This is a genomic window from Aequorivita iocasae, from assembly GCF_016757735.1.
GTDB classification, from domain to species: Bacteria; Bacteroidota; Bacteroidia; order Flavobacteriales; family Flavobacteriaceae; genus Aequorivita; species Aequorivita iocasae.
Genome location: NZ_CP068439.1, coordinates 574,132 through 596,890, shown reverse-complemented (window position 1 = coordinate 596,890; position 22,759 = coordinate 574,132). Strand labels below are relative to the sequence as shown.

Below are 22,759 nucleotides of genomic sequence, written 5' to 3'. Positions count from 1 at the left end.
TATGAAGCGCCTATTATTCTTTTCAATTTTAATTTTAGGCGCTTCGGCATTTGCACAAACCAAGGTTAGTGGTACCATAAAGGACCCAACCGGTTATCCGGTGGCTTTCGCCAATGTGATTTTTAAAGATTCGCAAGAAGGTACTATTTCAGATGAAAACGGACGTTTTTATTTGGAGAGCGACAAAACCTATAAAACGGTCGTTTTTTCATTTATAGGCTATACTACCAAAGAAGTAGAGCTTAGCTCCCGTAGTACCTACAACATGGAAGTGGTGGTTGAAGAAAGCGCCTCAGCATTGGACGAGGTAGTAGTTTACAGCGGGAAAACTTCAAAGAAGAACAATCCCGCTATTGATATTCTGCGGAAGATCTGGGAAAACCGAAGAGAAAACGGAGTTAAAAAGTTCAAACAGTATCAGTACGACAAATACGAAAAACTGGAATTTGATTTGAACACAATTGATAGTGCTCTTATTAAAAGTAGGGTTTTTAAAGGGATGGAATTTATTTTTGACCAAACCGATACTTCAAACGTTACGGGAAACACATATTTGCCCATATTTATAAACGAAGCGGCTTCCAAGGTATATGGTGACAACTTGCTAAATGAAGAAAAGGAAGTGCTTCAGGGAAACAAGAATTCAGGTTTTGAGAACAACCAAACTCTCATAGCCTTTGTAAAAGATCTTTACAGCGAATATGATGTATATGACAATTACCTAAAATTTTTCGACAAAGCTTTTACCAGTCCATTATCCCGAACTGGAATAGATGTTTACAATTACGTACTTCGCGATAGCGCTTACCGCGATAACAAATGGTGTTATAACATTGTTTATTACCCCAGACGCAAAAATGAATTAACTTTTAAAGGAGACTTTTGGGTCAATGATACTACGTGGGCAATAAAGGAAATAAACATGCAGGCATCCAAAAGTGCGAACTTAAACTGGGTGCGCGATGTATATATTGAACAAGAGTTTGAGGTGCTGAACGATTCTACCTTTCTAATTACCCGTGACTATTTCATGAGTGATTTCAGCTTTCGGAAAAAGGAAGAGGCGAAAGGTGTTTATGGTAAGCGAACTACCTTATATGACAATTATGTTTTCAACATTCCCAAAGACAAAAAGTTTTATGCCCAGCAAGTAGATCCTTATAATTATGAAGTTTACAACCGTCCGGACGAGTTTTGGGATAAGAACCGGATGGAGAAACTTAGCAAGGACGAAAAAGGCGTGTATGATATGCTGGACACACTTAAAACTGTCCGCCGTTTTAAGGCGCTGTATAATATAGGCGCAACTTTGGCCAGCGGGTATTACGAAGTCAATAATTTTGACGTGGGCCCTGTGTTTTCAATTTTTGGTTTTAATGAAGCCGAAGGCTTACGGATTCGTCTTGGAGGCAGAACCTATTTTACTCAAAATGATTCCTGGCGATTGGAGGGCTTTGGAGCATATGGTTTTAAAGATGAGCGTTTCAAATATGGTATTTCCGGAAAATGGTTGCTGGATAGAAAATCACGCCTTACAGTTTACGGAGGTAACCGACGCGATGTAGAGCAGACGGGGGCTAGTTTAACCAACAGCAATGATGTTTTGGGGCGTAGCCTTGCATCTTCTTCTTTGCTGTCTGTTGGGGCTAACGATAGACTTTCGCGGATAAACTTAAGCACCGTGGGTTTTGATATTGAGCCTTGGAAAAATTTTATTTTACGCTTAACCGGTTCCTACCGTACGTTGAAATCGGCAACCGATACTTTCAGTATTGACTATAAGGTAATGGAAGACGGTGTTTTTACCGGAGAGGTAAAAAGCGAACTAAAGCAGGCAGAAATCCAATTTGGATTCTTTTACACTCCCGGCAGAAAAACCTCAGGATACGGAGTGGAGCGAACAGTGATTAATGACGGAGATTTCCCTTCATTTTACGCGGGTTATAGTTATGGTTTAAAAGATGTGATGGGGGGCGATTTTGAGTATAAAAAGTTACAGGCTCTATACACGCAGCCTTGGAATATTGGAGGGTTAGGTCGTTTGTTATCCACGGTTGAAGTGGGCACAACCATTGGTGCAGTTCCGTTAAGTTTATTAAATCCCATCCCTGGAAATCAGACTTATTTTAGCCTTTACAATAGTTTTACACAATTGGATTATTACGAATTTGTTAGTGATACCTACGCATCGCTCCACTTGCAACATAATTTTGGAGGTAGAATTTTTTCTCGAATCCCATTACTTCGAAAGCTCGATTTGCGTGAAGTTGTTGGTTTTCGGGCAGTATATGGTACCATATCCCAAGAAAATAAAGATTTAAATGCTTCAAATATTGTGTATCAGGCGCCCGAAGAAATCTATTGGGAATGGAGTGTAGGCGTGGGCAACATCTTTCGGGTTTTTAGACTGGACTTCAATTTTCGTGGGAATTATCTTGACAATCCGGGCGCCCGAGAGTTTGGGATTACGGGGGTTTTTGGATTTTCTTTTTAGGAATATTATTTCTATTGGTCCCTCATTTCACTTTATTATTTTCTTGTAATCTTTTGTAGGTGTGTTTTGGTTCACTGAAGTTCACTCGGCCCTTGTGATCATTTTTTGACTCTATCTACAATGTTTCAATTCGGTGCCGCTACGTATAAACTAAAGTTGCAGACTACCTTTTAAATTCTAAAAACCGCTCTCTAGCATTAACCCGGTCCAAAGAGCTCTTTCCCCATGGAAAATGCAATACTTCAAAAGAACCATATGATTAGAGGGGAAGGTGGCCGCCTGCGATATATTTGGCTTCCTCATTTTGCACATCAATGATGATAGCATCTCCCATTTTTGGTTATGCGTTAGCATTGCTTGGGGGCTTTTGTTTTTTCCGGTGCATTGGGTGGATTTAAAATTAATTTGTTCAGTTCCTTTTCAGAAAAGACTTTATTGGTTTTAGTTACTAGTATTTTTTCATCTCCCAAGTCAATTATTTGGTAACTGGGATTGCAGTTTTTTATTCTGAAAAGCAGTGCCCGCAATCCTGCATGACCATTTATTTTGGTTTGTTGGTATACATAATGGGAACATGATACTTTGAACAAGCACTTTCTTCGACTGCTCCTTGGTATTATTAGCCAATAGCACTTAATAATTAAAATTAGAATTGCCTTAATCATTTTTTAAAAACCAACATATTGCTTACCAATGTAAATCCGGGTTTTGCACCAAAGCCAAAGCATCCAGCAGTACCTATTAGATGGTTTGTTATAGTCTCCATGTGGAGAAAGGTCCAACCCTGTTCTGAATATTTGTTTATTAATTGTTCCAGTTGTATAGATACATGGTTAGAGTATCCTGTTTTATGGTCTAAGTGTGCGGCGAAGGGAACTACCTTGTACTCCATGGTATTTGTTTTATATTTTTTGTCAAACTTACAGCCTACAAATAAAAATCCCTTACAGGATTCCGTAAGGGATTGAAAATAACCTACCTATTCTCCCCAGAATATGTAGATGGCTATTTACATAACAAATTTAGAAAGAGAGCGGGGTGTTTTTTTACGGAAATCCGTATGGTGCAAAAAATTATTTGCAGAATTCTATAGGCGGCAAGAAGTAGGTATTAAGATTTAGGGGTTTAGGTAGTTCAGGAAATAAAATTTTATATAAGCCCTAGGTCTTTTACTATTACCACCAGATGGATGGTATTGTTTGCTTTAAAATGATCGCAAAGCTTGCGGATTTTTTTTTCTATGGAACTAAGGCTAGATGGTGTTATATCATTTGCAAGGAAATCATTGCTTATTTCCTTTTGGGAATAACCGCGGGAAAGTAGTTTAAGAACCTCAATATCGTAATCGCTAATATCTATAGTCAATTTTTTATGAAGAGCGTTTGCTATTTGGGGAGAAAGATATTGTTTACCCTGACTTACTTCCTCAATGGCCTGGCTAATTGTTTGAGTCCGTACCGTCCTTTACAAACATAGGCATCAGCATTGCAGTCTAAAACTATTGTACGTACTTTTTGCAAGTTGTCCTCTACGGAATAGGCAATTATTTTAAGTTGGGGATGCTTTTGTTTAAGGGCGCTGATTAAAGTTTCGCCGGATGGATATTTTTGCTTGCGATGATCCGCAACAAACGAGAGGTCGGTTATCAATAAGTCGAATGGTGTATTTTCCAAGATGGCTTTTTCTATTTGCAGAAAGGCATCGTCACAGTAAGCGACTTGCGTAATGTGTTCAATTTCCAGTGAATTCAATACTGATATTACACCTTGGTTGATACAATCTAAGTCGTCTGACACCAAAACTTTTTTAAACATGCTCATATGTTAATTTTTGATTTAAACCCTTTTCCGGGTTCAGAATCAAAAGTAATTGTTCCCTTTATGGCATGAATACGGTTTTCCGCATTTTGGAGGCCATTTTTATTTTTTATGATACAACCTTTACCATTGTCGGTATATTCAATTGTTATTTTTTTACCCACTTGCTGAAATGAAAGTACTACTGCAGAGGCTTCACTGTATTTTTTCATATTGGTCATTAATTCTTGCAGCACCCTAAAAACTGTGACTTTTTTTATTTCAGAAATACTTACCCAATCCAATTTCATTAATAAAAAAAAGACCGCCTTACAGCGGTCTTTATCTAGGTAAAGTAAATAATTGATTGTGGGGATTTATTGTTTGATTATCTGTTTGGTAACCGAGCCTTTATCTGTATTTATTTTGATGAAATAAACCGCACTTTGCAGATTGCTTAGATCTGCCTGGTATTGTGTGTTAGTAGACAAATCAATGCTTTGAAGCCTTCTTCCGCTAATATCAAATATTTCCAAGGTGCTCAATCTAGCATCTGGAGATACCACCTTAATAACGTTTGCGGTTGGGTTTGGATAGATTGACACGTTTTGAAGACCAGTATTTTCATCTCCCAATACTTCATTACTTCTAAAATGTAAAGTGAAGCGCGCATTATAAGTCCCTTTTTCGGCTTTAAAAGTATAACTCTCTTGGGATAAATTGGTCGATATGTTTAATTCATTATCTATAAGAAATACCGTGGCGTTCTCAAGGCCTACACCTTCAAGGTCTTTAATGGTAATTGTATAGTCTAGACTTTCGTCCATTAATGTAGAAAAGCCCATAAGCACTTTTGCACCATCTTCAAAAGCCGCCCTACTTTGTATGCCTAATTCTTCTGAAGCATCTTCCAGATGGGTGTAAAGGGAAACTACCGTAGCCATCCTTTTACTGTCATAACCGGCATCCATTTCATTTGTAGCAAAGGGAGAAAAAGCAACTAGTGTATTATTGCCCATTTCATATTGGTCGTTTGTTACTTTTATCCAAATACGGTTTATACCATCTTGTGTAGGCCGGGTTGCTGTATTGTTATTGTCGGTTACGCGCATGGAATTACTAAAGGAGGCAACTCCTAAAGCGGTAGCTTTAATGCCAAACCCTTGCCCCGTGGAAATAAATCCGTTGGGAGGCGTTTGTGTTGGGTCTGATGGTGCATAGGTTCCGCCGGAAAGGTTATACATGGAAATATCCTCCATACTGAAATTCATGGTATATGCGCCCGGAAGTAGCGGGCTTGGTGGTGTGTTGGGATTCCAAAAATAAACTTCATTAACCATACTATTGGCTGTTATGAAATCTATGGCACGTATAGCCGAAGGGTACGGATTGGCTAACACATTTGGGCTGCTGTTTCTGTTTCCATTATACTTTACAGTAAAATCAATATTTCCACTGTTTAGAGTACCTTGCTCAAAAGTAATATCATACGTTTTATTGCCATCATTTCCGTTCAATTGTGGTCGCGAAATGTAGCCTTCGCCTGGATTTAAAGTTCCTGTAAAGTTAACCCAATTGTCTTGATTATCATCTGCAAAATTTTCCGCGCCGGGGAATTGGGCCGCAACATCTGGATTTGGGAGAAAGTTTTCAGTTAAATGGTTCAGGAACATATATGAATTTCCGAAAGCTCCATTGCGGGTTTCTGTGGTCATTGGGCTTCCCATAACAAGAAATACTCTAGGGACCATAAACGGAGTTGTGTAGTTAACATTGATAGTGCCATTGTTTGTTACTAGTGCACTATCGTCTGATTGAACCACGCTGCCTTGGTGTTCTACAATAAGGTTGCCATTTACTGTAATATCTTTTGTTACATTTAAATAGTCTTCTGCTGCCACGGTCAGGGTTCTTGATGCATCAATTTCACAAGTACAAGCGTCGATGCTTCCTTTGGTAGCAGTATCATAATTACTACTTATTTTGGCATTTGAGCCAGGGCCTGGAGAGCCATTGTTCCAATTATTTCCTGAGTAAATTGTTGTGGGCGCAGCAACAGTAACAGTTGCAGTACATGACGATTTGTTTGCATAATCATCTTCTACTGTTAGGGTTAGATTAAAAGTTTGTCCAACATCTTTACAGGTGAAAATGGTTTGACCTGCAGTAATTGTTCTTTTAGTTATCCCGAAATTATCTGTGGAACCGTTATCTATGTCATCAGCGGTGATAGTTACGCTGCCGGTGTTTTTGTCAAGAGTTGCTGTATAGTTTTGGCAAATTGCAACAGGAGGTATATTGTCAAAAAAGGGATCTTTTACGATAATGAGACCTTCATTCAAATCACTAATAATAATATTTCCGCTTTTGAAGAACGGGTATACATTCCACGCTCCATAAAAAGAAGCATTGTCTGTACTTGGATGGGTGTCAAAATGGTTGATTTCACTCATCGTAGGTGTGGAATTATATATATTATCAATTTTTAAAACTCTCATTCCAGCATTGTAATTAGCCAAATAAAAACGATTTCCTACAACATAGCCATTATGATCTATAGCTGCGGTTGGGCCTTCGTATGTATAATGTAAAGAGGGATTGTCGAGATCAGTTAAATCGAAGACAAAAGTACGGGTGCCTCCTCCAATATTTTCTTCATCCACTTCATCGCCTGCAATAAAAAAGCGTTTATCTTCAGTAAACCAACCCTGATGTGTATAGAACATATTTGGATAGGTTACGGATGAAATGAGAGTGGGGCTGTTTTTATTGGTAACATCTATTATGTTAACTTTTTTGTTTCCCCCAAAAGCGCCAACAAAAATTTCATGGCCTTGGTAATCGGGATCGGGACCATCATACAATACAACTTGAGCATCATGACAATAACCCCAAGTTGAAATATTTCCTACTGCTGTTGGGTTTGTGGGGTTGCTATTTAAATTTAAAATTCTGGGACCGCCACCATTCCGGTTGGAGCCTAATAAATACAAGTAACCTGTTTCTTCATTTATAATCAAGTTATGGGTGGTAGATACACCAGTATATAATCCATCGCGTGTAAATATTCTCATGGGGTTTGGACCACTAGTATTAATAGTACTTGTAGAAAGATTTCTTAATCTTGTAAGATCAAAAATTTGCATTCCAAAGTTTGAACTTTCACTCACTATATAGGCATGATTATTATAAACCTTCACGTCGTGCCACCAGCTAGTCGCTCCAGTAGTAGAGTTTAATTTCCCCAAAAATCTTGGACTGGTGGGTACAGAAATATCTACAAAGGCAATTCCGTCGTTAAGTGTTACAAGTGCATATTCTTTGTTATCCTGTGGATCTGTCCAGCCCCAAGAATCCTGTGCTTCCATTGGATTATTCCCCGAATATGCCTTGCCTCCTAAATTCGCAATGCTTATATGTCCTTGCAAAGTAAGTCCATCACAAGGGAAACCGCCGGCCATTCCATTGACACAGGGAGTCTGTGAAAAAAGTAGTGGGGCACTAAGCAATAAAAAATATTGTAAGAATCGTTTCATATTTACAAGTTTTTTGGGGCAATAGTGTATGAAATTGACATGAGTTAAAGAATCTATTTTTTTAAAAAATAAAACCATAGTATATACTCGTGGTTATATACTATGGTTTGTTAATTGCAGAAGTAGTTGTATTTTCATGATTTGGGGTTGTTGAAAATATTCGTACAATGATATAACATAATTCCGATAAAGTGCAAATTTTCCGGATAAAATGTTTGATTTATTTTTTCATAAATTGTTATTTATCAGTTATTTCCTACATTTTTTCACATTTATTTAAGTTTTTTCTGACAATGGTTTGCGTTTTTGTAATTTATATTGTCGGCTCTTTTATTTTATTTGGTTTTTTATGGCACTTGTCTTATTATCTTTGGAGGAATGAACACTTTTTTTGATTTTAAAAATCGTAGCTTGGTGAATATTTCCCTTTCATCGTTTGGAATGGATTCATTTTCGCTGTATGTGGTGCGAGAGGATATGTTGCATCCTTTTGTATCAGGCAACAAATTCAGAAAGCTTAAATACAATATCCAATTTGCCGAAATTAACGGTTATGAAACCTTACTTACTTTTGGAGGAGCTTTTTCAAACCACATTGCTGCAGTAGCTGTAGCCGGCAAGGAAATGGGTTTCCATACTATTGGCATAATTAGAGGAGAGGAGCTTGAAGGTAAAATTTCTGAAAATCCTACACTTACTTTTGCCGCTACTTGTGGAATGCAATTACACTTTATATCAAGGGATTCATACAAGTGCAAAGATCAACTCGAATTTATTAATAATCTAAAAGAAAAGTTTGGAGATTTTTACCTCCTTCCCGAAGGAGGCACCAATGCCTTGGCGGTAAAGGGCTGCGAAGAAATTCTAGAGGATATTCCAGAAAGTGCTGATTATATTTGCGTCCCAGTGGGTACTGGCGGTACCATGGCGGGATTGGTAAAGGCATCAAATAAAACTCAACACATTCTTGGATTTTCGGCATTAAAGGGTATCTTTCAATCACGAGAAATTGAAAAGTATACATTAAAAAGCAATTTTTCTATAACGGATGAATATAGTTTCGGCGGTTATGGTAAAATAGATGCTGATTTAATACGTTTTATGAATAAGTTTAAAAAAGAGACCAATATTCCGCTGGATCCGGTTTATACCGGAAAAATGATGTATGGCATTATGGACCTTTTAAAAAAAGGGCATTTCAAAGAAAATAGCCGTATTTTTGCAGTCCATACCGGAGGCTTACAGGGCATGGCCGGAATGAATCAAAAGTTGAAAAAGAAAAACCTACCTATAATTGAATAAAATGATTGGCAGAATTACTATCCTTCTTCTTGTAGTTATCGTTTGTTTTAGCAGTTGCAAATCAAAAAAAACCGCGACCAAGTACCGAAAAAAACATAACACCGAACGTGTTGTTAGGGTAAATCAAACCGTAAAGGAAAAGGATACAAAGGCAGAAGAACCCGAGGTTGTAGTAGTGCCGGTCAACATACCTTATAGCGAACGCGTGGCCAATTACATTAAAGAATATGGTGAAATTGCCAAGGAAGAGATGCTGCAATACGGAATACCCGCCAGCATTACATTGGCCCAAGGAATTTTGGAAAGTGGTGCCGGGGCCGGTGAGCTTACATTGAAGGCCAATAATCACTTTGGGATAAAATGCCATACAGGCTGGGAAGGCGACCGCGTTTATCATGATGATGACGAGCGTGGCGAATGCTTTAGAAAATATAACGACCCTAAATATTCCTATAGAGACCACTCTTTGTTCCTAACACAGCGAAGCCGCTATCAAGATTTATTCAAACTTCGCAAGGATGACTATAAGGGTTGGGCAAAAGGCTTGCGAAACGCGGGCTATGCCACAGACCCCAAATATCCTGACAAGCTTATAGGCATTATTGAAAGATATAATCTTACCGCTTATGATGATGAGGTCTTAGGAAGAAGGGTGGGTGCCATTGACCCCGATGATGCAAAAATTGGAACTTATTCCGTACAAGCTGGAGATACCCTTTACAGTATTTCAAAAAGGTTTAATATTACCGTTGAAACCCTAAAAAAATACAATGGTTTAAAAAATAACGATTTGTCTATTGGGCAGATCTTGTATTTGCATCCTGAAAAAAATCAGTAAAATCTTTTGAGTGGAAATTTAAAATTTCAGAGAAATAAAAAGATTTCTTAAAATCAACCCACTTATTTATAAATAAAACCCTCAATTATTTAATATGAATTACCAAAGAAGCAGCGCCCTTTTTGCAGAAGCAGAGAAAGTCATTCCTGGCGGTGTCAATTCCCCTGTCCGCGCTTTTAAGGCAGTGGGAGGGACACCCATTTTTGTTGAAAAAGCAAAAGGCGCTTATCTATATGACGCAGATGGAAACAAACTGATTGACTATATAAATTCATGGGGCCCGATGATTTTGGGCCATGCACACGAAGCTGTAGTAAATGCTGTAATTGAAAAGGCAAAAAAAGGAACTTCCTTTGGAATGCCTACGGAAATTGAAACTAAAATCGCCGAACTGGCCGTTTCCATGGTTCCCAATATAGATAAAATACGCTTTGTGAACAGCGGAACTGAAGCTTGTATGAGTGCTGTGCGATTGGCAAGAGGTTATACGGGAAAGGATAAAATTATAAAATTTGCAGGTTGTTACCACGGGCATAGCGATTCTTTCCTCATACAAGCCGGAAGTGGCGCAGTAACTTTTGGCAGCCCAAACAGTCCGGGGGTTACGCAAGGCACTGCAAAAGATACCTTGCTGGCTACCTACAACGATTTAAAAAATGTAGCAGAAGTAATAACAGCAAATAAGGATAAGATTTCCTGTATTATTTTAGAACCTGTGGCAGGTAACATGGGCTGTATTCCACCCTCCAAGGGATTTTTGGAAGGCTTGCGGAAACTTTGTGATGAAAACAATATCCTTTTGATTTTTGACGAAGTAATGACGGGTTTTAGGCTTGCTGCCGGCGGCGCACAGGAATTGTTTGGAGTGAAAGCGGATATTGTAACCTTTGGAAAGGTTATTGGCGGCGGATTGCCAGTTGGTGCCTTTGCTGCAAGAGAAGAAATTATGAATCGTTTGGCACCTGTGGGGCCTGTTTATCAGGCAGGGACTTTAAGTGGCAATCCCTTGGCGATGGCTGCTGGATTGGCCATCCTGCAGGAATTGGATTCAAACAGAGAGATCTTCAATTCCATTGCCAAAAAGACAGAATATTTACACAAAGGTTTGGAAGCGGTACTTACTTCAGAAGGTGTAAAATTTACAATAAATCGTGTGGGCTCCATGATTTCAGTACATTTTTCTGACAAACCCGTTACTGATTTTGATTCCGCGGCAGCGGCAAACAATGAAAGCTTTAAAAAGTTTTTCCATGGAATGCTAAAGGAAGGTGTTTATATTGCACCTAGCGCTTTTGAAACCTGGTTTATCTGCGATGCTTTAAGCTATGATGATTTGGATGCTACCATTTCTGCCTGCGGCAAAGTTGCGAAAACACTTAATTAAGAAATAAAAATTAGATAAAATAAAAGACCCTTTCTAAATTTAGAAAGGGTCTTGACTTTAAATATAATTAATCACTAATTATTTATTTTCAGCCACTTAGCATATTGTTCAGCAGTAAGTGTTTTTTTCATTGCATCTTTTAACTGATTATCAATTTGTTTCTTTTCTGCTGAATTGCTGTTAGTGTCGGTAGTCAAATTATTTTTCCGATAGGCTACTTCTTTAGCCACCAATGCTCTGAAAATGGTTCGACTTTGGTCACCAGTCAGGTCTAAGGTTTCGGTAAGTTTTGCAGTTTCCGTTTTTGCTATTACTTCTGGGCGGGTGTTATCTTGTGATAACTCTTGAGCAGAAGCATTCTGAATTCCAAAAAGCATTGTGGCTGCAAAGGCAAATACTGTTAGTAGGTTTCTCATTTTTTTGTTTTTTTAATTTAAGGTTACTAATGTAACCAATTTGCCTATAATTTAAACAATAATTGCACCAAAAAATGTTTTTAGAGATTTTATTGCCTGTGAAGGCTTTGCTTATTGCCTTTTTTGTTCTTGAAGCGGTGCTCTCTATGCTGTTGTTGCTTTTCCCATTTTGTAAATTGTTCTTCGGTAAGAATATTTTTCATTTCTTTTTTCATGGCAATACGGCTGTCCAGCATGGTGTTTTTAGCCTCAAACTTTTGGGTATCGGTCATTTCTTTCCAGTTGTGGGGACGTTTGGGTTTTGTTGCTTCCATTTCCAGAAAAACTTTCTTTACTTTTTCCTGTTGTGACTGGTTTAGGTCTAAGGCAAGAGTCATTTTTTTTGCCCGTAGCTCAGCCTTTTGCTCAGCTGTGAAATTTTCTTTCATCTCCTTACGTTGCTCCCTTCGGTCAGCATCTTTGTTTTGTGCGGTTATGGCGAAAGTTGTAAACGCCAGTAAAATTATCATTGCTTTTTTCATGTTTATTATTTTTATTGTTCAACATAGCTATGACGTTGAAAATACAAATAGGTTTAATTTCTAAACAGTATAAACTAAAAAGAGCCGCAATCAGCGGCTCTATACTTTTTTTCTAAAACATTAAAGGGAATCAATATATTCTTCCAGCATTTGTAAAGCTTCTGAGTGTACGACAGTTCTTCCTAACTGTGGCATCCTGTAGGTTGGCAGTGTACTTTGAAAACGTGCTATTACCTCGCCGCGATTGGCATAAATACCGGTATCGTTGAAATCTGTCTCTAGTCTAAAATCTAACATGAAACCAGGTGGTACACTGCTGCCGGGCTGATGGCAGTGAGCGCAATTAATATCCATGTAAGCACGTGCGCGGTCTTCCAACAATAAATTGTCATTTTCCCAATTGGGTAGAACGCTTATGTTATTGGCTGACACACCTTGTAACATTCCTATTGAAGCCAAATAATCCAATTGGTTTTGGGTGGTATAGGAGGGTACAAAGTTTAGGTTGCGCAGTTTTGGACCGATGGGAAAAGTAGTAGCATTATTGTTATGGCAGGTAAAGCAATCCTGTTTGGAAGGTATTTCGTAAGCTACGTTTTGGGTTTGGCCATTGCCATCAATATAGCTGATTGCTTCTGTACTTCCTGTTTCACGGTAGGTAGCTTCTGTTTGGGCGGCGTTCCAAATGTAATCTCCCGCAAGCCATTCGCCGTTTACTTTTAGAAGAATGCGGGTTTCAATTATTTTTTTCCCAAGGGAAGGGTCGCGCTCGTCTATATTGTAATAAAAGGTTTTTGAAATTAAAGTATTATCAGGAAAGCTTGGCAGTAAATCTGTATTGTTATAACGCATGCTTTGCCCTTCCGGCAATCGAATCAATCGCTGTTTATGGGTGTAATCTGTAAAAAGGGTGCTGTTTATTTCGTAAAGTTGCACGCCATCGGCAGGATTTAAATCTGAAAGGGTTCCTGCAAATACGCCCATTTCAGAAAGTGTGGGCAAAAAAGTTAACGGCTGGGCTACGGTAAGTGCATCAACCGTGTTGCTTGGGGCAGATTCGTTATTTTTTGCATCAAGTGCCGTTACGTAAAAACTGTATGCCGTTCCCGGATTTAAACCAGTAATGTTTGTAGTAGTCTCGGTAACTGTACTTGAAAGTGCCGTTCCGTCTTGATAAATTCGGTAGGCAGTAACGCCCACATTATCTGTTGCGGCATCCCAAGTGAGTTTCAGGGAAGTTTCCGTTTGTTCGGATGCGGTTAGGTTTAAGGGTTTTGAAGGCGCTTGGTTGTCTGTTTCCACGGGTTCATAATCGTCATCCTTTCCACAGGAAATGATCACAACGCCTATTAAAATAAGTAGAAATATTTTTTTCATTTTGTAAATAATATGGTGGCTAAAAATATAAAAATAGTACGAATGTGTACGTTTTTGGCTGTTAAATTAAAAAATTGCCTAAAACGCATTTTTCCCTCAACGAAAGGATGTCTTCCCTAATTGTTTGTTTTCTAGAAGCGATAAAATAAATAATTTCGAAATTAAAATACCGCCGCTCATGTTTCTGGCAGGGATGCCAGACCACTTATGCCAAAAAGGAGGAAAAGCATGGGCGGTGGTTTATTAAGATACCTAGATTTTTGTCACTACATCTAATTTTGATGCTCTACTCGAAGTAAGAAAATTTGCAAGTTAAGTTGCAGAAACCCTCAAGCTTTCATCCGTCTTTTCAACCTTTGCCAATTTTGAAGCAGTCAATCCTTTTATGGCTTTGTCCCATTTTTTATTGCTTAAGCCGCTTTGGGCTTTTAGTTCTTCCAAAGCAATGGGCGAGTTGGTTTTTAAAAGTGTATAAACAGCTTTTTCATCTTCGGTCATTTCCACTTTTTTCTTTTCGGGGCGCATTTGCGGGAAGAAGAGCACTTCCTGTATGGACGCGTTGTTGGTAAGAAACATAATCAATCTGTCCATACCAATGCCCATACCGCTGGTTGGCGGCATGCCGTACTCTAACGCCCGAAGAAAGTCGTAATCTATAAAGGCCGTAGCTTCTTCATCGCCTCTGTCTGCGAGTTTTAGTTGTGCCTCAAAACGCTCGCGCTGGTCTATTGGGTCGTTCAATTCGCTGTACGCATTTGCTATTTCCTTGCCGCAGACCATTAATTCAAAACGTTCGGTAAGCTCGGGATTGTCGCGGTGCTCTTTGCAGAGCGGGCTCATTTCCTTTGGATAATCTGTGATGAAGGTGGGCTGTATGAAATTACCTTCGCATTTTTCACCGAAAATTTCATCTATCAACTTTCCTTTGCCCATGGTATCGTCCACGGGTATTTTCATATCCAGAGCCGCTTGGCGGATTTGGTCCTCGGTTTTTCCGGTAATGTCAAAACCGGTGAATTTTTTAATAGCATCGGCCATGGTAATTCTGGTGTAAGGCGCTTTAAAATCTACTTCATATTTTCCGAAGGTTGCTTTTGTGGTGCCGTTTACTTCCATTGCGCAGAACTCCAGCAATTGCTCGCAGAACTCCATCATCCAATTGTAATCTTTATAGGAAACGTAAATTTCCATTGCGGTAAACTCTGGGTTGTGGGTTCGGTCCATCCCTTCGTTTCGGAAGTTTTTGGAAAATTCATACACGCCGTCAAAACCACCAACTATCAATCTTTTTAGGTACAATTCATTCGCAATTCGCATATACAGTGGAATGTCCAAGGAGTTGTGGTGCGTAATAAAAGGTCTTGCCGCAGCACCCCCCGGAATGGGTTGTAAAACGGGAGTTTCCACTTCAAAATAGCCGCGCTCGTTAAAAAAGGTACGCATGGCGTTAAAAAGCTTGGTTCGTTTTACGAAAATCTCCTTTACGTGCGGATTCACTACCAAATCTGCATAGCGCTGGCGGTATCGTTGTTCGGGGTCGGTAAAGGCATCGTGTACTTTTCCATCTGCATCTACGCGCGGTTGTGGCAATGGTTTTAAGGCTTTGCTAAGCAGGGTGAAGTTTTTTACCATTACGGTCTTTTCACCTACTTGAGTATTAAAGAGTTCACCTTCGATCCCAATGAAATCGCCTATGTCCAACAGTTTTTTATAGACTTCGTTATAAAGGGTTTTGTCTTCGCCGGTACAGATTTCGTCGCGGTTAAAATATACCTGTATGCGTCCGTCTGCATCCTGAAGTTCGGCGAAAGAAGCTTTTCCTTGAATTCTACGGCTCATCAACCTTCCGGCAATAACTACTCTTTTACCTTCCTCAAAATGTTGTTTTATTTTTTTTGAGGTATCGGTCACGGGGTACAGGTCTGCGGGATAGGGATTGATGCCCATATTGCGCAGTTGTTGTAGTTTTTCTCTTCGGATGATTTCCAGTTCAGACAGTTGCATAAAGTATGTATAAATATAAGTTTGCAAAGATAGGGAAATGGAGAGGGAAAAACGAAATACGAAAAACGAAATGAAGATTTGAAGTTGGAAATAAGAAGTTTAAGGCACGTATGAAATTCCAAATCCCGAATTAACTAAGTCTGAAAATAACGAATATAAATCGTAGCTTTGTTTTCTATGAGTTTATGGCGCGTCCTGCTAGCAATCCTTTTTCCGCCGCTTGCCGTTATCGGCAAAGGTTGTGGTTCGGTATTGATTGTTTTTATCCTTACGGTTTGTGGTTGGATTCCCGGTGTTATTGCAGCACTTATCATTTTGAATAATCCTAACAGATAAATCCATGCGACTAAAATTACCAGCACTTTTAATCTTGGCATTTACCGTATTGAGCTGCCAATTTACAGAAACCATGGTTTTGAATGAAGATGGAAGTGGTTCCATGGCCATAGAAGTAAACCTTAACGAAATGATGGCCTTTGGTGGTGCCGCAATGGTTGATTCAACAGTAGTGAAAATGGATACTATTGTTAATATGAAACTTTTTTTGGAAGAAAAAAGGGACAGTATCTCCAAACTTCCTGCTAAGGAACAGCTTAAACTGAAAAAACTGGAGAATTACAACATTCATTTGAAAATGGATTCAGAAGCCTCTGAAATGGTCTATGATATTTCAACAAATTTTAAAAATGTGGACGAGGCGAACGATATGTTTAACGGACTGGAACAGGCAAGCGATTTAATGCCCAACCCAGATTCAAATACCGAAATAAAAAAAGAAGAGGATTCTCCAGAACTTATAGGCGTAAACTATTCTTTTAAAAAGAATATATTTAAGCGCGATGCTTATATAAAAGATAAGGCAATGCACCAAAAACAGGTGGATAGTTTAAAACAGGCTGAAGCATTTATGGGGGGCTCTAATTATACTTTAAAATATACTTTTCCTAAGAAAATAAAGAAAACATCCCAACCTGGAGCTACATTTTCAGCAGATGGAAAAACAATGACCGTACAAAAATCTTTTATTGAATATTTCAAGAACCCAGACCTGCTAGATTTGGAAGTGGAATTGGAGAAATAATAAACTTCGGCAATGTATTTGTATATTCACCTTTACTAACAATAAACATTCACCTATGAAAGCATTCTATTTTTTAATCCCACTAGTTATGGTAAACGCCTGTAAAACGCAGACTGAAACAGTAACTACAACAGAAAAGAACACTATGGAACAAGTTGATACTAAAAACAATTGCCCAGAAGAAGGTACGTGTAGCGTGGTCTTGCATAAAAATAAAACCCTTATTGTTAAAGAAGATGGTACGGGAGCGGTCTATCCAGAAATGGTTGATGGCCAAAATATAGTAGTAGTCTATACTTATATAAAAAAGGGCCCTGAAGGAACTGTAGATGGTGATTATTCTGAAACCATCCATTTCGAAATACCAGCTACGGCAGAAAATATGAGTATCATAAACCAGAATTTAAGTGATGTGAAACTACTATATGGCAAGCATTGCTATTGTAAAGGAGAAGCGGGTTATTACCCAATAAATGACGGAAAACTTTTGGTAGAAAAAAATAATCGTGATTTGATGTTTGAACTTAATTTTAAGGTGGGAAAAACATCGCAAGTAGTTTCTCGGATTACGGAAACGGTTAAACTTTGAATAAAGAATAAAGAATAAAGAATAAAGAATAAAGAGAAAAGAACTGTATTAAATGAAAAGAGGCGTTCATATTATGAACGCCTCTTTTTTTATTGAAAAGCTGTTTTGAATTAATTCTTCACAATCTTCTTGGTAGTTACTTTGTTGCCATTTTTCACAACAAGGAAATACATACCGCTTTCAATATAGTTGTAATTCAATTGTTTGCTGAATGTAGTAGAAGCAGCAACATCATCAAATGTATATTGATTAATAGCTCTTCCTCTCAAATCATAAAGTGAAACTTCAATGTTGTCGTTAGAAGCTGGCTTGAAGGAAAGATTAAAAGTGCCATTTGAAGGGTTTGGATAAACAGCAAAATTTTCAAACGTAAAGTCATCTACACCTACAGTTCCATCAACTGTAATAACATCGTCGTTAAGGTCATAGAAAATGTTGTCTGATCCCATTACCATCAATCTTCCAGTAGTCGTATTCACATTTGGCACATCTATAACTGCGCTACCGGTGTTAGGTACGTTAAGTGCAATAGAGATTGGATAAGTGATTCCACCGTCAGTAGAAAACCATATATCAACATTAGAGCAACTTACGGGTGCCACATCAGTTCCGGCGACGTCCCAAGTAATGGTCTCTGTATCTCCGATAGTCCAATTGGTAGGTGTGGCTTGTGAGGTTACTACAAAAGGACCCGAAGCTCCATCAAAAGTCAATAGCATATTATCGCTTTGCGAAGCGCCACCACCGGCTACGTTGTCCCGAACGGTTAATCTAAAGTTCATAGTTCTGGCTACAGAAGGTACAACTTCCCAGATATTTGAAGTTCCTGGTCCCCCTAATTGTCCAGCAAGAACAGTTGAAATCATAGGCATATATCTATCCGGTGAGTCAAGTGGATCTATAGATCTAAAGGCTGGCCCTAATATTGAAGTGTTAAGTGGTGGCATTGGTGCGGGATTGCTGTTTAATTGCTCCCAGCAGTAGCTCAAAATATCTCCATCAGGATCCATAGCTGTTCCTTTAAGTACAAAAGGAGTTGATTTTGGAATGGTATAGTCAGGTCCTGCATCTACATCTGGAGGAAGATTGTTAGTAGGAGTTTGTACAGCACATTGGCCTTGGCCTACTGATACAAAGTTCCACATTTCCTGGATGCTGTAACCGTGAAAATAATCATCGCTAACGTTTTGAACATTAGGAGGACAAATGCCGGCATAGCCCATAATGGTTGATGCGCTTCCTGGTTCATAAGATGCATTCGATCTCTGGCAGTTATTGTTTTGGGTATGGTTACCACCAAACTGGTGGCCCATCTCATGGCTTACGTAATCTACATAAAATGGATCATTGATGGGGGCTGGTAATCCTGTTACACCTCTTGCTTTATTTGCAGTACAAGGGGAACGCAGTTGTGCAATACCTCCACCTCCAGTGGTAAATACGTGTCCTATGTCATAATTTGGAAAACCTATAATACCGTCTATTTTAGCCTGTATTTGGTTAATTACATTAGAAGTATTATCTAAGCCATCTGTGGCAGGGTTTAAAAATATAATATCCTCATTATTAGGAATAATTACCATTGTTATGGCAACGTCTCTTTCATAAATACCGTTTACTCTTGTCATTGCTACGTTTTGAGCAGATAAAACGGCTGCTTTTTTAATAGCATCGCTAGCAGCTGGATCAATACCTTGATTGTTTAAATGCCAAAGAGAATACTCTCCATTAGCAGCTAGAGCCAATCTAAAGGTTCTAAGCATCCCATCGTCTGCATTTCGATTGGCACTTGCATTTTCATCAATATTTGGTCGTGGCCCAATTTGCTCCTCTACCAAACATACAAATGGCTCCAGAGATGAAGGCAAATCTTTTCTGGAATAGCTGATGTATTGGCCTTTATCCTGAGTGTATGGATCTACGTATACTGTAGGGTGCTTTGCCGAAGTTATCATTACATGTACACCTGTATATGGTGAAACACTAAATCTAGCAACTGCTGAAGGATCTTCTATACCCTGGCCAGCAAAAGAACGGATATCAGGGTGTCTTTGCTGCAATTCTGGAGCAAAGTTTGACGCGTCTACAACTCTAAATTTTTGCAATTCACCGTTGCCAACTGGAAGCTCAATAATTACATTAGAGTTTTTAAGGTTTGCTCTAGAAGGAGCAGTAGCAAGAATGGATTGTAGTGCTGGTGTGTTTAAACTGAAAAGCTTATAATCAGTAGGAACAGAATTTCTGAACTCCTTAACTTTTGATGAGACAGCCCGCTCTGATACTGGGGTCCAAAGTTTAGAGGAATTCTGTGCGTTTAATCCAAAACACAAGAGTGAAAGGGATAAAACCACAATGGATTTAAAAGTACTTTTTTTCATTTTTAGGTAATTTTATGAATGTTTAGAACTGTAAATATAAGACCCTTTAAGGAAATTAGTAAATTTTTAAGAACTTAACTTTGTTTTTTGTCCAAAAAAATTTGAAATACATTAAATGGGATATAATAATTAATATATATTAATAATTTTACCCCACTAAATTTAAAGGTAACGGTTTTGCAAAGAGTATTGAAGGTAGAAGATTTGGGATTAAGGGATTACAAAGAAACCTGGGATTACCAAGAAGCCCTTTTTCAAAAAATTCTAGAATTGAAAAAAGCCAATCACAAACAGATTGCTCCAATAAAGCAGACTCCTAACTATTTTTTATTTGTGGAGCATCCACACGTTTACACTCTGGGGAAAAGCGGGCATATTGAGAACTTGCTTATTCCCGAAGAAAAGTTAAAGGAAATAAACGCTACATTTTATAAAATTAATAGGGGAGGCGATATTACCTATCACGGCCCTGGGCAAATTGTGGGCTATCCCATATTGGATTTGGAGAATTTTTTTACAGACATTCATAAATACATGCGTTTGCTGGAAGAAATGATTATCCTCACTTTAGGTGAATACGGTTTAAACGCAATGCGCAGTAAAGGAGAAACCGGAGTTTGGCTAGATGTGGGTACCCCTTTTGCGAGAAAAATTTGTGCCATGGGCGTACGCGCCAGCCGCTGGGTTACGATGCATGGGTTTGCACTGAATGTAAATACAGATCTAGGCTATTTTGATAACATGATTCCCTGTGGAATTAAGGGAAAAGCGGTTACCTCTCTGAATGTTGAATTGGGTAGGGCAGAAATACCCGTAGAAGAAGTTAAAGAAAAATTAATGAAACATTTCTTGCATCTTTTTGATGCCACACAAATAGAAAAAACCGAAGCCTAGCCCCGGTTTTTTAAAATTTAAATTGGTTTAGTTTATTTTGAAAATTTGGTAAGTACGCTACTTGATGATACTTTTCCTCTTTGATAGTCTTCCTGTTTAACCATGCCAACGCCTTCGGCAATCCATTGTTTTGAGTTACTTGTTTGGGTCATTCCCATTTTGGTATTCATATCGTAGGTTATAACAAAGCAAGTAAACGTTCCAGCTGGGGTGGTTACGTCTTCTTTACCAATTACCTTTCTGTTTGTTATGGTCATATCCATATTCATGTTAATGCCGCTCACATTAATTTTCATATTCATTTCGGCGTCTGGAAGTTCTTGGCCCACCGAAAGATCGTTCGGGATTTCCAGCTCCGTACCGCTAATATCATACTCCATATTTTGAAATTGCTCCATCATCATGGGGCTTACCATTGAGTTATAATCAATGGAAATTTTAGTGCCATCGCAGGTAATGTCATATTCTGTTTCGGCTATCAGTTTTCCCTTGTCATCCTTAACAGAAGATTTCATCGTTGCAACTTCCCCTTGGGGGATTTGCTTTTTATTTAAAACTATATAGTCTACTATGGCTGCTATTTTACCTTTTTTGTCATAAGAGGTTATTTCAGCTTTGGTGCCTTCTTTCAATGGATAGAATTTACTGCATCCGTTTTGCCCTTGAACAGCTGCCATAAGCCCGAAAAGTGCCATAGTTGTAAATAAAATTTTTTTCATAGTATGTAAAGTTTATGTGGTTTAAAGTTTTATAAATTCAACCCTTCGGTTTTGTTCCTTCCCCGATGCACTGTTGTTGTCTGCAACAGGATTTGACTCTCCTTTCCCATCTGTTTGAATTCTTCCAATAGAAATTCCATATTGGCTTACAAGTGCTGCCCTTACTGATTTGGCGCGTTCCTGTGAAAGCTTTAGGTTGCTTTCTGTGCTTCCGTCGGCATCGGTATGGCCTATAATTATTATGCGCATGTCTGGCACACTTTGCATGGCTTCGCCTATTTCTTTTAAAATGGCTTCACTTCCACTTTTAATGGTCGCTGAACCTGAATTGAAAAGGATGGCATTGGTTGAAAAACTTCCTTTTTCCATCAAGTCTTTTAGCACTTGGCTTCGTTCATCACCCGCAGTTTCTGCAATTACCAAGTTTGAAATATAGAAATAAGCGGCTGCTGTTTCGGTCCAGCCACTGGTAATGGAAGTAAAAAACAACGATTTTCTATATTCTGGTTTGAACTGTGTTGGCAAATCGACCATTTTTTTCCCGTCCATAAAAAGGCGAATTCGTTTTCCGTTTACTTCAAAGGCCATTTTAATGGCTTGGTTCAAGGGAGCTTTGTAGGCAATTTTTTCTTTTGTATATCCCAATTCTTTTAAGCCATAGCTTAATTCGTAATAACCGTTTCCAATTTCAGCAGACATAATATCAAAAGTCATGGAGTTTGAGCTCGACAATAAATGGTCAATATCTTCTGGTTTTGGGCCAAAACCAATACCTGGTCTTCTATAAGGGTGTTCGGCGGGTAGAATAAGGTCAAATTCAACAGTAAAATTTTCAGGTAAGGGTTTTGTCAATTCAACATTGGTAACACTTCCAGCGGTTATTTTTAAAAATTTACTATCAAAGCCTTTTAGTTTTTTTACTTCACCCCCCTTTGTAGTATTCCACTTTGCGGGAAAATCACCAATGGCATCCTTTTCAAAATTGTCATGGAAAATTATTCTATTTCCCCGTTTAAAACCCACTTGGTTTTCGCCTACCTCCTCCAGGCTTTCCATTTTTGGTTCTGAAGATTGACTTTCTGAATTTTTGTTGCTCGTATTTCCGCCAATGATATTTCCGTCGTTTTTCTTTCTGTTTTTTTCTTCCCTGCGTTGTTCTTTTTTGGATTTTTTAGGTGCTTCCACTATGGTATCTAGCACCCGGTCTGTACTTTTTTCAGTTTCCCGTTGCACACGCCGCTCAACGGTACGCTCCACGGCACCAGCTGCTTTTTCGCCCAACTTGTCTAAAAATTGGGCATTGGTTATGGTGCTGGCAAACATTATGGTTAAAAATGTGATTGTTTGTAAGCTTTTCATAATGATTTTTTTAAGGGTTGCTATCTTTTAAAAGTTATTTCTTCTATAACTTTTTTTTCTAGAATAATCTT

General features: G+C 38.6%; 21 protein-coding genes. 8 read left to right on the top strand and 13 right to left on the bottom strand.

The window, feature by feature from the left end:
• The first annotated feature begins 1 nt into the window (after position 1).
• Complete coding sequence (locus tag JK629_RS02875; protein ID WP_202337132.1) at positions 2–2,494, top strand: DUF5686 and carboxypeptidase-like regulatory domain-containing protein; 2,493 nt, start codon at positions 2–4, stop codon at positions 2,492–2,494.
• Positions 2,495–2,841: 347 nt separating this feature from the next.
• On the opposite strand, the gene yidD is transcribed toward JK629_RS02875, so the two are convergent.
• From yidD to JK629_RS02850, 6 genes are all read right to left on the bottom strand, one after another.
• On the bottom strand, positions 2,842–3,159 hold the full coding sequence (gene yidD, locus JK629_RS15650) for a membrane protein insertion efficiency factor YidD (protein WP_202337131.1): 318 nt from the start codon (positions 3,157–3,159) through the stop codon (positions 2,842–2,844).
• Positions 3,156–3,386, bottom strand: coding sequence for a hypothetical protein (locus tag JK629_RS02865; protein ID WP_202337130.1), 231 nt, complete (start codon positions 3,384–3,386; stop codon positions 3,156–3,158). The genes yidD and JK629_RS02865 overlap by 4 nt, the downstream gene beginning before the upstream one ends.
• Positions 3,387–3,643: 257 nt before the next feature.
• A complete protein-coding gene (locus JK629_RS15465; RefSeq protein WP_225626102.1) occupies positions 3,644–3,859 on the bottom strand; it encodes a helix-turn-helix transcriptional regulator in 216 nt (71 codons plus the stop codon).
• A 53-nt stretch (positions 3,860–3,912) separates the two neighbouring features.
• Positions 3,913–4,290, bottom strand: coding sequence for a response regulator (locus JK629_RS15460; RefSeq protein WP_237460068.1), 378 nt, complete (start codon positions 4,288–4,290; stop codon positions 3,913–3,915).
• A 20-nt stretch (positions 4,291–4,310) separates the two neighbouring features.
• Entirely contained in the window at positions 4,311–4,601 is a 291-nt protein-coding gene (locus JK629_RS02855; RefSeq protein WP_202337129.1) for a sensor histidine kinase, read from the bottom strand.
• Positions 4,602–4,667: 66 nt separating this feature from the next.
• Positions 4,668–7,826, bottom strand: coding sequence for a choice-of-anchor B family protein (locus JK629_RS02850; RefSeq protein ID WP_202337128.1), 3,159 nt, complete (start codon positions 7,824–7,826; stop codon positions 4,668–4,670).
• 378 nt (positions 7,827–8,204) lie between these two features.
• Between JK629_RS02850 and JK629_RS02845 the strand changes: the two genes are divergently transcribed.
• From JK629_RS02845 to hemL, 3 genes are all read left to right on the top strand, one after another.
• Positions 8,205–9,128 (top strand): 1-aminocyclopropane-1-carboxylate deaminase/D-cysteine desulfhydrase, encoded by a 924-nt coding sequence (locus JK629_RS02845; protein ID WP_202337127.1) that lies wholly within the window; start codon positions 8,205–8,207, stop codon positions 9,126–9,128.
• Position 9,129: 1 nt separating this feature from the next.
• Entirely contained in the window at positions 9,130–9,966 is an 837-nt protein-coding gene (locus JK629_RS02840) for a glucosaminidase domain-containing protein (protein WP_202337126.1), read from the top strand.
• Positions 9,967–10,060: 94 nt separating this feature from the next.
• Positions 10,061–11,350, top strand: a complete 1,290-nt coding sequence (gene hemL / locus JK629_RS02835) for a glutamate-1-semialdehyde 2,1-aminomutase (protein WP_202337125.1) — start codon at positions 10,061–10,063, stop codon at positions 11,348–11,350.
• Positions 11,351–11,424: 74 nt separating this feature from the next.
• Here hemL and JK629_RS02830 read toward each other — a convergent pair whose 3' ends face one another.
• The 4 genes from JK629_RS02830 to lysS all read right to left on the bottom strand — a co-directional run bounded on the left by JK629_RS02830 (position 11,425) and on the right by lysS (position 15,668).
• Positions 11,425–11,766, bottom strand: coding sequence for a hypothetical protein (locus JK629_RS02830; protein ID WP_202337124.1), 342 nt, complete (start codon positions 11,764–11,766; stop codon positions 11,425–11,427).
• Between the two features lie 89 nt (positions 11,767–11,855).
• On the bottom strand, positions 11,856–12,287 hold the full coding sequence (locus JK629_RS02825) for a hypothetical protein (RefSeq protein WP_202337123.1): 432 nt from the start codon (positions 12,285–12,287) through the stop codon (positions 11,856–11,858).
• Between the two features lie 120 nt (positions 12,288–12,407).
• Positions 12,408–13,664, bottom strand: a complete 1,257-nt coding sequence (locus JK629_RS02820; protein WP_202337122.1) for a fibronectin type III domain-containing protein — start codon at positions 13,662–13,664, stop codon at positions 12,408–12,410.
• A gap of 312 nt (positions 13,665–13,976) precedes the next feature.
• Positions 13,977–15,668: a lysine--tRNA ligase gene (lysS, locus tag JK629_RS02815; RefSeq protein WP_202337121.1), complete on the bottom strand. Its 1,692-nt coding sequence runs from the start codon at positions 15,666–15,668 to the stop codon at positions 13,977–13,979.
• 177 nt (positions 15,669–15,845) lie between these two features.
• Between lysS and JK629_RS02810 the strand changes: the two genes are divergently transcribed.
• The 3 genes from JK629_RS02810 to JK629_RS02800 are packed head-to-tail and all read left to right on the top strand — an operon-like array spanning position 15,846 to position 17,338.
• The gene (locus JK629_RS02810) at positions 15,846–16,004 is read left to right on the top strand and encodes a YqaE/Pmp3 family membrane protein (protein ID WP_076692431.1); all 159 of its coding nucleotides are present in this window, start codon (positions 15,846–15,848) and stop codon (positions 16,002–16,004) included.
• Between the two features lie 4 nt (positions 16,005–16,008).
• A complete protein-coding gene (locus JK629_RS02805) occupies positions 16,009–16,749 on the top strand; it encodes a hypothetical protein (protein ID WP_202337120.1) in 741 nt (246 codons plus the stop codon).
• A gap of 55 nt (positions 16,750–16,804) precedes the next feature.
• On the top strand, positions 16,805–17,338 hold the full coding sequence (locus JK629_RS02800) for a hypothetical protein (protein ID WP_202337119.1): 534 nt from the start codon (positions 16,805–16,807) through the stop codon (positions 17,336–17,338).
• Between the two features lie 110 nt (positions 17,339–17,448).
• Here the strand turns inward: JK629_RS02800 and JK629_RS02795 are convergent, their stop codons facing one another.
• A complete protein-coding gene (locus JK629_RS02795) occupies positions 17,449–19,716 on the bottom strand; it encodes a zinc-dependent metalloprotease (protein ID WP_202337118.1) in 2,268 nt (755 codons plus the stop codon).
• A gap of 177 nt (positions 19,717–19,893) precedes the next feature.
• Here JK629_RS02795 and lipB point away from each other — a divergent pair, with 177 nt between their 5' ends.
• Positions 19,894–20,610, top strand: a complete 717-nt coding sequence (gene lipB, locus JK629_RS02790; RefSeq protein WP_202337117.1) for a lipoyl(octanoyl) transferase LipB — start codon at positions 19,894–19,896, stop codon at positions 20,608–20,610.
• Between the two features lie 32 nt (positions 20,611–20,642).
• Here the strand turns inward: lipB and JK629_RS02785 are convergent, their stop codons facing one another.
• The gene (locus tag JK629_RS02785; RefSeq protein WP_202337116.1) at positions 20,643–21,329 is read right to left on the bottom strand and encodes a TapB family protein; all 687 of its coding nucleotides are present in this window, start codon (positions 21,327–21,329) and stop codon (positions 20,643–20,645) included.
• A 21-nt stretch (positions 21,330–21,350) separates the two neighbouring features.
• Entirely contained in the window at positions 21,351–22,688 is a 1,338-nt protein-coding gene (locus JK629_RS02780; protein ID WP_202337115.1) for an OmpA family protein, read from the bottom strand.
• Positions 22,689–22,759 lie beyond the last annotated feature (71 nt).

What these genes read in the sequence shown, in the direction of transcription:
- JK629_RS02830 (WP_202337124.1), bottom strand. Translation starts at nt 11,766, where the DNA reads ATGAGAAACCTACTAACAGTATTTGCCTTTGCAGCCACAATGCTTTTT.
- hemL (WP_202337125.1), top strand. Translation starts at nt 10,061, where the DNA reads ATGAATTACCAAAGAAGCAGCGCCCTTTTTGCAGAAGCAGAGAAAGTC.
- JK629_RS02855 (WP_202337129.1), bottom strand. Translation starts at nt 4,601, where the DNA reads ATGAAATTGGATTGGGTAAGTATTTCTGAAATAAAAAAAGTCACAGTT.
- yidD (WP_202337131.1), bottom strand. Translation starts at nt 3,159, where the DNA reads ATGATTAAGGCAATTCTAATTTTAATTATTAAGTGCTATTGGCTAATA.
- JK629_RS02780 (WP_202337115.1), bottom strand. Translation starts at nt 22,688, where the DNA reads ATGAAAAGCTTACAAACAATCACATTTTTAACCATAATGTTTGCCAGC.
- JK629_RS02785 (WP_202337116.1), bottom strand. Translation starts at nt 21,329, where the DNA reads ATGAAAAAAATTTTATTTACAACTATGGCACTTTTCGGGCTTATGGCA.
- JK629_RS02795 (WP_202337118.1), bottom strand. Translation starts at nt 19,716, where the DNA reads ATGAAAAAAAGTACTTTTAAATCCATTGTGGTTTTATCCCTTTCACTC.
- JK629_RS02865 (WP_202337130.1), bottom strand. Translation starts at nt 3,386, where the DNA reads ATGGAGTACAAGGTAGTTCCCTTCGCCGCACACTTAGACCATAAAACA.
- JK629_RS02825 (WP_202337123.1), bottom strand. Translation starts at nt 12,287, where the DNA reads ATGAAAAAAGCAATGATAATTTTACTGGCGTTTACAACTTTCGCCATA.
- lysS (WP_202337121.1), bottom strand. Translation starts at nt 15,668, where the DNA reads ATGCAACTGTCTGAACTGGAAATCATCCGAAGAGAAAAACTACAACAA.
- JK629_RS02845 (WP_202337127.1), top strand. Translation starts at nt 8,205, where the DNA reads ATGAACACTTTTTTTGATTTTAAAAATCGTAGCTTGGTGAATATTTCC.
- JK629_RS02850 (WP_202337128.1), bottom strand. Translation starts at nt 7,826, where the DNA reads ATGAAACGATTCTTACAATATTTTTTATTGCTTAGTGCCCCACTACTT.
- JK629_RS02805 (WP_202337120.1), top strand. Translation starts at nt 16,009, where the DNA reads ATGCGACTAAAATTACCAGCACTTTTAATCTTGGCATTTACCGTATTG.
- JK629_RS02840 (WP_202337126.1), top strand. Translation starts at nt 9,130, where the DNA reads ATGATTGGCAGAATTACTATCCTTCTTCTTGTAGTTATCGTTTGTTTT.
- JK629_RS02820 (WP_202337122.1), bottom strand. Translation starts at nt 13,664, where the DNA reads ATGAAAAAAATATTTCTACTTATTTTAATAGGCGTTGTGATCATTTCC.
- JK629_RS02875 (WP_202337132.1), top strand. Translation starts at nt 2, where the DNA reads ATGAAGCGCCTATTATTCTTTTCAATTTTAATTTTAGGCGCTTCGGCA.
- JK629_RS02810 (WP_076692431.1), top strand. Translation starts at nt 15,846, where the DNA reads ATGAGTTTATGGCGCGTCCTGCTAGCAATCCTTTTTCCGCCGCTTGCC.
- JK629_RS02800 (WP_202337119.1), top strand. Translation starts at nt 16,805, where the DNA reads ATGAAAGCATTCTATTTTTTAATCCCACTAGTTATGGTAAACGCCTGT.